The organism is Phenylobacterium sp. CCH9-H3, assembly GCF_001557235.1.
Lineage (GTDB): Bacteria > Pseudomonadota > Alphaproteobacteria > Caulobacterales > Caulobacteraceae > Phenylobacterium.
Genome location: NZ_LSJI01000225.1, coordinates 62,844 through 71,988 on the forward strand (window position 1 = coordinate 62,844; position 9,145 = coordinate 71,988).

Genomic DNA, 9,145 nt, shown 5'->3' on the forward strand with positions numbered 1-9,145 from the left:
CACAATTGGATGACAGGGTGCTATAGCCCACAGGCATGGAGCTTCGGCATCTCGAACAGATCCTGGAAATCTGCCGTGCGGGCGGTTTCAGCGGCGCGGCGCGCAAGCTGCAGATCTCGCAACCCACCCTGTCCAAGAGCATCGCGCGGCTGGAATCCCAGCTTTCCCTTCGTCTGTTCGAGCGCACCAATGGCGCGGCGCGGCCGACGGCCTATGGGGCGTTCGTGGCCCAGCGGGCGGAGACGCTGCTGCAAGGCGTGGCCGCCCTGACCCGCGACCTGGAGCAGCTGGCGCGTGGCGAGGAGGGACGGATCCGGATCGCCGTGGGCCCCGCCTCGCGCCTGAAGCCGCTGCCGGAGCTGCTGCGGCGGGTGGCGGTGCGGTTCCCGAAACTGCACGTGGAGACGATCCAGGAGACCGGCCCCGGCGTGATGAAGGCGCTGCACGACGGCCGGGTCGACATCGCCTTCGGCTATTCCGAGCACGCGGCGCGCTACGGCGAGCTGATCCGCAAGAAGATGTTCGAGGACGCGGTGATCCTGGTCGCACGGCCGGGCCATCCGGCCCTGGCGCTGCAGGACGCCGGGCCGCGGGAGCTGCTGCAATACCCCTTCGCCCTGCCCAGCATCCTGCCGGGCGTCGAGCGCTGGGCCGGCGAGATGTCGCGCGAGGAGAACGAGAACCTCAGGGCCTTCATCAGCGACGACTATTCGCTGATCATCCAACGGGCGCTGGACACCGAGGCCATCGCGCTGGGCGCCTCGTTCCTGTTCGACGAGCAGGTGAAGGACGGGCGGCTGGCGGTGGTGTCCTCGACGCTCGACGTGCCCTACGCCTGCTGGATGCTGACGACGGCCGAGCGATGGCGCTCGCCGCTGATCAAGGCCATGGCCGAATTGTCCAAGGCCGCGGTCGCGGACCGGCCGCTGAGCGCCGCAGCCTGATAGCCGGGGGCTATGCGCGTCTGGCCAGGCCGGCCTGCTCCATCCGCCACTTAAGCTGGTCAAAGCGGTCCTGCCCGAAGAACGGCTCGCCGCCGAAGACCATCATCGGCACGCCCCAGTGGCCGGCGGCGCGCTGGTCGACCTGGTTGGCCTCGACGACCTGGGCCAGGCGGTCGGCCTCCCCGTCCGCGACGGCGCTGAGCTCGGCATAGTCCAGGCCGGCCCGTTCGGCCGCGCGGGCCAGGTGGTCGCCCTCGTGCCAGTCGTCGACCTCGCCGCTCCAGATCGTATGGCTGGCCTCCCTCAGGAACGGCAGGCCGCGGCCGCGCTCCGCCGCGGCGACGCCCAGGTGGGTCAGGCGATGGATGTAGGGCTGCTGCATCCGGTAGCCGACGCCCGGCGCCTGCTGCACCGGGTCCGGCCGGGGCCAGCGGAACGGCAAGCCGAGGAACGCCGCCTCCCGGAAGACGTCCCTCATGAAGTAGGGCGTCCACAGCGGGTCGCGGGTCTCGAAGAACTCGGGCGTGCGCACCGCCAGCGGATAGACCGGCCGCACGTTGCAGGCGACGTCGTACTCGGCCTCCAGCGCCATCAGCCGCGGGACGACCATGTAGGAATAGGGCGAGCGGAAGGACCAGTAGAGGTCGTAGCTGAGGGTCATGGCGTCCTTCCCGTCCGGCGTTTTCGAAGCTCTAGCACACGAACGTGAATCCAAGTTCCGATTTCACGTCCGCCCACTCCGCCGCCGGCCGTCATATCTTCGTATGAGCGGCGCGGGACGGACGGCTGTGTCATAAGATCGCAGTCCACTCGCTTGCCGAAGAGCCATGCCCGACGCCGCGATCGTCCATATCGTCGATGACGACGCCTCCCTCGGCGAGGCGCTGGCCAGCCTGTTTCGCTCGGTGGGCCTGGAGCCGCGGCTCTACGGCTCGGCGCAGGCCTTCCTCGACGCCGAGCTTCCGGACGCGCCCGGGTGCCTGGTGCTGGACGTGCGGCTGCCCGGCCTCTCCGGCCTGGATTTCCAGGCCCAGCTCGCCCAGTTGGGGATCGGCCTTCCGGTGGTGCTGATGACGGGGCACGGCGACATCCCCATGTCGGTGCGTGGCATGAAGGCCGGCGCGGTCGATTTCCTGCCCAAGCCCTTCCGCGAGCAGGACATGCTGGACGCGGTCGCCACCGGCATCGAGCGCGACCGCCAGCGCCGGGCCGCCGACGGGGGGCGACGGGCGCTGGAGGAACGCTTCGCCACCCTCTCCCCGCGCGAGCGCCAGGTCATGGCCCTGGTCACCGCCGGCAAGCTGAACAAGCAGGTGGCGGGCGACCTCTCGCTGTCGGAAATCACGGTGAAGATCCACCGCGGCGCGGCCATGCGGAAGATGGGCGCCCGCTCGCTGGCCGATCTGGTGCGGATGGCCGAGGCCCTGCACGTCGGCGCCTGACCATACCTGCGTATGATTCCGGCGGGAGCGTCGGCATGCGAAGCCGTCCCTCATGAGCGCGGCCGATCCGTTGATCTCCATCGTCGAGGACGACGAGTCCCTGCGCCAGGCCATGGTCGGCCTCGTGCGGTCGCTGGGCTATCGGGTGGCCAGCTATCCGAGCGCGGAAGATTTCCTCGCCGCCGACTCCCGCGACCGGTCGAATTGCATCATCACCGACATCCAGATGCCCGGCCTTTCCGGCATCGACCTGAAACTCCGGCTCACCGCCGAAGGCGTGGCGACCCCGGTGATCATGGTCACGGCGCGCGCCGAGCCCGCGCTGCATGAGAAGGCCATGGCCAGCGGCGCCTGCTGCCTGCTTCGCAAGCCGTTCACCGCCGAGGCGCTCATCGACTGCCTGGACCAGGCCCTGGCCGCCTGACCGGTGGACACCCCGCCCCGCTCTTCGGCTAAGGTCCGCGCGCCAGGGGGGGTGCGCATGGGTCCGGCCGAACGGGGCGATCTCTTCGATCTCGTCCAGGAGAGCATCGTCGTGTGCGACGCGGCGGGCCGGATCACCGCATGGAACGCCGGGTCGACCGAACTCTATGGCTGGAGCCTGGAGCAGGCGCTTGGCCGCACGACCTCCGATCTGCTGGGGTCGGACGCGGCGATTCCGACGGACGACCGCTGGGAGGGCGAGCTTGCCCGCCGCGCCGCCGACGGGCGCGAACTGATCGTGGAGGTGCGCCGCAGCGTTCGGCGCGGGCCGGACGGCGAGCCGGTCGAGATCATCGAGACCGCCCGCGGCATCACGGAGCGCCGGGCGGCGGAACGGGCTCTGCGCGAGAGCGAGTACCGCTACCGCAACCTGTTCCAGGCCATGGCCGCCTCGTTCTGGGAGCTGGATTTCAGTCCGGTGGGCCAGATGCTGCGCCAGGTGCGCAAGTCGGGGGTCACGGACTACGCCGCCTATTTCGCCGCCAATCCGGGGTTCGTGCGCGAGATGATGCGGGTGACGCGCGTGCTTGCCGTCAACGAGCAGTCGGTGAAGCTGTTCGGGGTCGACGACGCCACCGTGCTACTCACCACCATCGACCGTTTCTGGCCGGAAGCCAGCACGGCCGTCTATGCCGAGTCCGTGGTGGCCGCGGTCTCCGGGCAGCCCAGCTTCTCCCGCGAAACCCGGCTGCGCAGGCTGGACGGCCGCGAGTTCGACGCTCACTTCACCGCCTGTTTCCCGCCCGAGAGCGTGGCGGACGGCAAGCTGCTGATCGGCATCATCGATATCGGCGAGCGGGTCCGCGCCCAGCGCCAGCTCCAGGATCTCCAGGCCCAGTTCGCCCACGCCGCCCGCGTGTCGATGCTGGGCGAACTGACCGCCTCCATCGCCCACGAGGTGAACCAGCCGCTGGCCGCCATCGCCACCAACGCGTCGGCCGGCATGCGCTGGCTCTCGCGGCCGGAACCCGACCTGGACGAGCTGCGAGGGATCAACACCCGGGTCGTGGCCGACGCCCAGCGGGCCGCCGCGATCATCGCCCGGGTGCGCGACATGGCCGTCCGCCGCGCGCCCGAGCCGCAACCGCTGTCGGTGAACGCCGTGGTCGAGGAGGCGCTGCTGTTCCTGCGCCACGAGAGCCAGGGCAAGGGGGTGACCGTCGCGCTTGAGCTCGGCTCCGCGCTGCCGGACGTCCTGGCGGACCGCACCCAGGTGCAGCAGGTGGTGGTCAACCTCGTCGCCAATGCGATCCAGGCCATGGCCGCCGGCGACGGCCCGCGGGAGATCCGCGTCACGACCGGCCTCGACGCCGAGGGCAAGGTTTCGGTCATGGTCGCCGATACGGGGCCGGGCGTGCGGGCGGAGGACCTGCCGCGCCTCTTCGACAGCTTCTTCACCACCAAGGCCGACGGCATGGGCATGGGCCTGCCCATCTGCCGGTCGATCATCGAGACCCACGGCGGGGTCATCCGCGCCGCCAACAACGCGAACGGCCGGGGCGCCTGCTTCGCATTCAACCTCCCCGCCGCCGAGGTCTGACCGCCCGGTTAGGCGGCGTCATACCAATGTATGCGACGGGACACCGCAGGTTGAATTGAGACCGTCACGCTCGGGGCGCAATCTGCCGCTCACTGTCCCCCCACAGGAAAGGAGCCCCCCATGCCCACGATCACCACGAAGGACGGCGTCGAGATCTTCTACAAGGACTGGGGCGCCGGACAGCCCATCGTGTTCAGCCACGGCTGGCCGCTGACGGCGGACGACTGGGACGCCCAGATGATGTTCTTCGCCAGCAACGGCTACCGGGTCATCGCCCACGATCGCCGTGGCCACGGCCGCTCGACCCAGACCTGGGACGGCAACGAGATGGACACCTACGCCGACGACCTGCGGGCGCTGGTGCTGGCGCTGGACCTGAAGGACGCGATCCACGTCGGGCATTCCACCGGCGGCGGCGAGGTCGCCCGCTACCTGGGCCGCCACGGGACCGACCGCGCGGTCAAGGCCGTCCTGATCGGCGCCGTGCCGCCGGTGATGGTCAAGAAGGACAGCAACCCCGAGGGCCTGCCCATCGAGGTGTTCGACGGCTTCCGCGCCGCCCTGCTCGCCGACCGCGCCCAGATGTTCATCGATGTTCCGACCGGGCCGTTCTACAGCTTCAATCGGCCGGGTGCGAAGGTCAGCGAAGGCCTGATCCGCAAGTGGTGGCTGCAGGGCATGATGGGCGGCGTGAAGGCCCACTACGACTGCATCAAGGCCTTCTCGGAAACCGACTTCACCGAGGACCTGAAGAAGATCGACATCCCGGTCTTCCTGATGCACGGCGACGACGACCAGATCGTCCCCATCGCCGACTCGGCGCTGAAGGGGATCAAGCTGCTCCAGAAGGGCACGCTGAAGGTCTATCCCGGCCTGCCGCACGGCATGGCCTCGACCCACGCCGAGATCATCAACAACGACCTGCTCGCCTGGCTGAAGGGCGAACTGAAGGACGCGAACCAGTCTGCGGCGGCCCTCGAGCCCGCCTGACGCCTCCCCCGAAACAGATTGGTTCAGGCGCCGCCGTTTCCCCCAACGGCGGCGCCGTCTTGCGTGTTAGGACCCCTTCATGACCGATACCATCCGCATCCTGGGCGTGGCGGGCAGCCTGCGCCGCGGTTCGCTGAACCGCGCGCTGCTCGCCGCTGCGGCCGAACTGGCCCCGGACCACGTTTCGATCGAGATCTTCGATCTGGCGGACGTACCCCTCTACAACGGCGACGTCGAAGCGGCGGGCGATCCGGCCGGCGTGACGGCGTTCAAGGCCGCGATCCGGGCCGCCGACGGGGTGCTGTTCGTGACGCCCGAGTACAACCACGGGGTCCCCGGCGTGATGAAGAACGCCGTGGACTGGGCCTCGCGCCCGCCGTCGGACGCGGCGCTGAGCGGCAAGCCCGTGGGGATCATCGGCGCCTCGCCCGGCCAGACCGGGACCGCGCGAGGCCAGAGCCAGCTTCGCCAGGCGTTCGAATTCACCAACTCCTACTGCCTCCCCCAACCCGAGATCCTGGTGTTCCGCGCCCACGAGAAGTTCGACGGCGAGGGCCGGCTGACCGACGAGGCGACGCGCAAGTACCTGGCCCGCTACGTGGCGGCCCTGGCCGCCTGGGTCCGTCGTTTCCGCCCGGAGCGGGCGGGGGGCTGACGGCGGCGCGAAACCCCGCGATTGTGGCGCGTCCGACATGTCGCCGCCGCTTTGCGGAACGAGAGCGGACGGATCGGACGTCGGGAACCTTCATGCGGACCAGGATCTGGATCGGGGTGGTGGCTGCGGCCTTGCTGGCGGGCGCCTGCGCCGGCGGCCCGCGCGAGGGCCCGCCGCCCGGCTTCGGCGACGACGAGCCCGGCGACGGCCCGCGGCCGCCCCGCGCCCAGCTGTTCATCAGCCCCGCCGGCCAGCCCTTCCGCGCGCCGGGCGGCCAGGCCTATCCGGTGGCCGACTGGTTCGCGAAGGCCGACGCCGACCGCGACGGCCGCCTGACCCGCGACGAATTCCGCGCCGACGCCGACGCCTGGTTCACGGTGCTGGACGCGAACGCCGACGGCCAGATCAGCATGCCCGAGGTCTCGCGCTGGGAAGAGGAGCTGATCCCCGAGATGAGCCGCGTGGGCGTCGGCATGTCGCCGGCCGATCCGCGCGGCCGCCGGCGCGGCGGCGGCGGCGTCAACACCCGACTGCAGGGCGCGGCGGCCTACAGCCTGATCAACGAGCCGCATCCGATCCGCGGGGCCGATGCGGACTTTTCCTTCAGCGTGAGCCGCGCCGAGTGGCGGGGGGCCAGCGACCGGCGCTTCGCGCTGCTGGACGTCGATGGAGATGGGGCGATCCTGCTGTCCGACCTGCGCCCGACACCGGTGCAGGCGATGCGGGCGGGCGATGGCGAACGCAGCATGGACCGGCGGCCGGCCATCGGCGTGCAGAGACGCCAGCGCTAGCTCAGGGCGCGTACGGCCGCTCGCGATAGTCGAACCAGGCGAAGTCGGCGGGGTGGGCCGCGCCGGAGGTGTCCTGGCAGGCCATCCCCACGAAGGCGCCGGTGAAGTTGGGCGTGCCGGGGGCGGCGGCCTCGTCCGAGAGGATGGAGGCGTCGAACACCTGCGGCAGCACGGTCCAGGCCTCCTCCCCCGCCAGGCGGAAGGCGAAGCGCAGGCGCTCGAAGTCCACTTCCACCCGAAGCTCCACGGGCCCGGGTCCGATCGGGATGGGCGGGGTGAAGGCGTCGGCCTGGGGGCTGTCCGGCAGGGCCGACATGACCTGGACGCAGCGGCCCAGAGCCGCGTCGTGGCTGACCATCAGGTAGTGGAACTTCGCGGCGCTGTAGTAGCAGACGAGGCCCGCCGCCTGCTGGAAGTGCCGGGGCTCGAAGTCCATCCGCGTCGCCGCCGAGTAGCAGAAGGCCTGCTGGCGCCGCGCGACCAGGGCCTGGCGGAACAGGCTGCCCAGGCTCTCGCGGCCGATCAGGCGCAGCCAGCCTGGGCGCGCCGAGAGGCTGAAGATCTCGGCTGGATAGGGTGTGCGCAGCCACTGGAAGTCGATGGGCAGGTCCGGCCCATCGAAGTCGCTGCGTTCGGGCGTCGCCGGCCAGGGATGGGCCGGCAGGTCCGGCGCCTGGACCTCCAGCTCCGGCGTTCCGCGGCCATCCAGGGTGCGCAGCCAGCCGTCCTGGCCCCAGACCATCTTCTGGATCGCCGTCTCGCGGCCCAGGACGCAGCGGCCGCGGTTCGGGAGCGGGCGGCCGCAGAGGTAGACGGCATAAGTCTCGCCGCCCGGCGTCTCCACCAGGTCGGCGTGGCCGGCGCGCTGCAGCGGCGCATCCGGGCGATCGCGGCTGGTGAGGATCTGGCCGTCGGGGTGCAGGTCGTAGGGGCCCCAGAGGTCGCGCGAGCGGGCCAGGGTCGCGGCGTGGCCGAAGCCGGTGCCGCCCTCGGCCGTGAGCAGGTAGTACCAGCCGTCCCGCCGGTAGAGATGGGGCGCCTCGGTGAGGCCAAGGGCCGTGCCCTCGAAGATCACCCGCCGCTCGCCCACCAGCCGGCGCTGGGCCGGCGAGTATTCCTGGCAGACGATGCCGGCGAACCGGTTGCGGCCCGGCCGGTGATCCCAGAGCATGTTGACCAGGTACTTGCGGCCATCGTCGTCGTGGAAGAGCGACGGGTCGAAGCCGCTAGAGTTCAGGTACACGGGGTCGGACCAGGGCCCGTCGATCGTCGGCGCGGTCACCAGGTAGTTGTGGAAGTCGCGCAGCGAGACGCCCGAGGCGCCGCCCACCGTGGTCCGGCCATAGCGCTTCACGTCGGTGTAGATCAGGTGGAACAGGCCGCCGGCGTGGGTCAGGCACGGCGCCCAGACGCCGCCGGAATCCGGGTCGCCGCGCATGTCCAGCTGGCTGGGGCGGTTCAGGGGCCGGGCGACGAGGTGCCAGTTCGCCAGGTCGTGGCTGTGGTGGATCTGGACGCCCGGGAACCACTCGAAGGTCGAGGTCGCGATATAGTAGTCGTCGCCCACCCGGACGATGGACGGGTCGGGATTGAAGCCCCGCAGGATCGGGTTGCGGATCATGCCCGGCGGTCCTTCACCAGGGTCCAGAGGACCACGGCGCCGACGAGGTCCAGCAGGCCCAGCGCCACGAAGAACGGGTCGTAGCCGACGGTGGCGACGAGGCCGCCGATGGCGAGCGAGAACAGCAGCACGCCGAGGTTCCCGCACGTGCCGGCGAGCCCGGCGACGGTGGCCACCTCGCTGCGCTTGAAGAGGTCGGAGGCCATGGTGATCACCGTCACCGACAGGGTCTGGTGTGCGAAGCCGCCGAGGCAGAGAAGGGCGATGGCGGCGTAAGGGCTTTCGACGCGCCCGACGAACATCATGCCGGTCATCATCAGCGCCCCTAGGGTGAAGGCGCCGCGCCGGGCGTTGATCAGGCTGGCGCCGCGCCGCTGGAGGAACAGCACCACGGCGGGGCCGAACAGGCAGCCGGCGTCCGCGGCCAGGAACGGGAGCCAGGCGAACAGCGCGATCTGCTTCAGGTCGAAGCCGCGGGTCTCGACCAGGTAGAGCGGCACCCAGAACGCCAGCGTGCCCCAGGTGGGGTCGGCCAGCAGGCGCGGGATGGCGATGCCCCAGAAATCGCGGCGGCGCAGGAGGGCGGGGATCGACGGGCGGGCGCCGTCGGCGGCCAGATCCTTCTCCTGCCCGGCCTCGATCAGTTGGCGCTCGGCGGTCGACAGGCGGGGATGCGTCT

General features: G+C 70.7%; 10 protein-coding genes. 7 read left to right on the forward strand and 3 right to left on the reverse strand.

Going from position 1 to position 9,145, the window contains the following annotated elements; genetic code table 11:
- The first annotated feature begins 35 nt into the window (after positions 1–35).
- A complete protein-coding gene (locus tag AX721_RS19815; RefSeq protein ID WP_068877699.1) occupies positions 36–944 on the forward strand; it encodes a LysR family transcriptional regulator in 909 nt (302 codons plus the stop codon).
- A gap of 10 nt (positions 945–954) precedes the next feature.
- Here the strand turns inward: AX721_RS19815 and AX721_RS19820 are convergent, their stop codons facing one another.
- A complete protein-coding gene (locus AX721_RS19820; RefSeq protein WP_068877700.1) occupies positions 955–1,605 on the reverse strand; it encodes a 2-hydroxychromene-2-carboxylate isomerase in 651 nt (216 codons plus the stop codon).
- Between the two features lie 166 nt (positions 1,606–1,771).
- Here AX721_RS19820 and AX721_RS19825 point away from each other — a divergent pair, with 166 nt between their 5' ends.
- The 6 genes from AX721_RS19825 to AX721_RS19850 all read left to right on the forward strand — a co-directional run bounded on the left by AX721_RS19825 (position 1,772) and on the right by AX721_RS19850 (position 6,845).
- The gene (locus AX721_RS19825; RefSeq protein ID WP_068877701.1) at positions 1,772–2,386 is read left to right on the forward strand and encodes a response regulator transcription factor; all 615 of its coding nucleotides are present in this window, start codon (positions 1,772–1,774) and stop codon (positions 2,384–2,386) included.
- Positions 2,387–2,438: 52 nt separating this feature from the next.
- Positions 2,439–2,810 carry a response regulator transcription factor gene (locus tag AX721_RS19830; RefSeq protein WP_068877702.1) on the forward strand — a complete coding sequence of 124 codons (372 nt, stop codon included), beginning with the start codon at positions 2,439–2,441 and terminating at the stop codon, positions 2,808–2,810.
- A gap of 57 nt (positions 2,811–2,867) precedes the next feature.
- The gene (locus AX721_RS19835; RefSeq protein ID WP_068877703.1) at positions 2,868–4,409 is read left to right on the forward strand and encodes an ATP-binding protein; all 1,542 of its coding nucleotides are present in this window, start codon (positions 2,868–2,870) and stop codon (positions 4,407–4,409) included.
- A gap of 120 nt (positions 4,410–4,529) precedes the next feature.
- Positions 4,530–5,399, forward strand: coding sequence for an alpha/beta fold hydrolase (locus tag AX721_RS19840; RefSeq protein WP_068877704.1), 870 nt, complete (start codon positions 4,530–4,532; stop codon positions 5,397–5,399).
- Positions 5,400–5,478: 79 nt separating this feature from the next.
- On the forward strand, positions 5,479–6,054 hold the full coding sequence (locus AX721_RS19845) for an NADPH-dependent FMN reductase (RefSeq protein WP_068877705.1): 576 nt from the start codon (positions 5,479–5,481) through the stop codon (positions 6,052–6,054).
- A gap of 92 nt (positions 6,055–6,146) precedes the next feature.
- Positions 6,147–6,845: a hypothetical protein gene (locus AX721_RS19850; RefSeq protein WP_068877706.1), complete on the forward strand. Its 699-nt coding sequence runs from the start codon at positions 6,147–6,149 to the stop codon at positions 6,843–6,845.
- 1 nt (position 6,846) lies between these two features.
- On the opposite strand, the gene AX721_RS19855 is transcribed toward AX721_RS19850, so the two are convergent.
- A complete protein-coding gene (locus AX721_RS19855) occupies positions 6,847–8,466 on the reverse strand; it encodes a glycoside hydrolase family 43 protein (protein WP_068877707.1) in 1,620 nt (539 codons plus the stop codon).
- Positions 8,463–9,145, reverse strand: a 683-nt coding sequence (locus AX721_RS19860; protein ID WP_369807966.1) for an MFS transporter, incomplete at its 5' end; no start/stop codon positions are given. The genes AX721_RS19860 and AX721_RS19855, both read right to left, overlap by 4 nt.

Excerpts from the sequence above, each read along its gene's own strand:
- AX721_RS19815 (WP_068877699.1), top strand. The coding sequence starts at position 36 with ATGGAGCTTCGGCATCTCGAACAGATCCTGGAAATCTGCCGTGCGGGC.
- AX721_RS19820 (WP_068877700.1), bottom strand. The coding sequence starts at position 1,605 with ATGACCCTCAGCTACGACCTCTACTGGTCCTTCCGCTCGCCCTATTCC.
- AX721_RS19825 (WP_068877701.1), top strand. The coding sequence starts at position 1,772 with ATGCCCGACGCCGCGATCGTCCATATCGTCGATGACGACGCCTCCCTC.
- AX721_RS19830 (WP_068877702.1), top strand. The coding sequence starts at position 2,439 with ATGAGCGCGGCCGATCCGTTGATCTCCATCGTCGAGGACGACGAGTCC.
- AX721_RS19835 (WP_068877703.1), top strand. The coding sequence starts at position 2,868 with ATGGGTCCGGCCGAACGGGGCGATCTCTTCGATCTCGTCCAGGAGAGC.
- AX721_RS19840 (WP_068877704.1), top strand. The coding sequence starts at position 4,530 with ATGCCCACGATCACCACGAAGGACGGCGTCGAGATCTTCTACAAGGAC.
- AX721_RS19845 (WP_068877705.1), top strand. The coding sequence starts at position 5,479 with ATGACCGATACCATCCGCATCCTGGGCGTGGCGGGCAGCCTGCGCCGC.
- AX721_RS19850 (WP_068877706.1), top strand. The coding sequence starts at position 6,147 with ATGCGGACCAGGATCTGGATCGGGGTGGTGGCTGCGGCCTTGCTGGCG.
- AX721_RS19855 (WP_068877707.1), bottom strand. The coding sequence starts at position 8,466 with ATGATCCGCAACCCGATCCTGCGGGGCTTCAATCCCGACCCGTCCATC.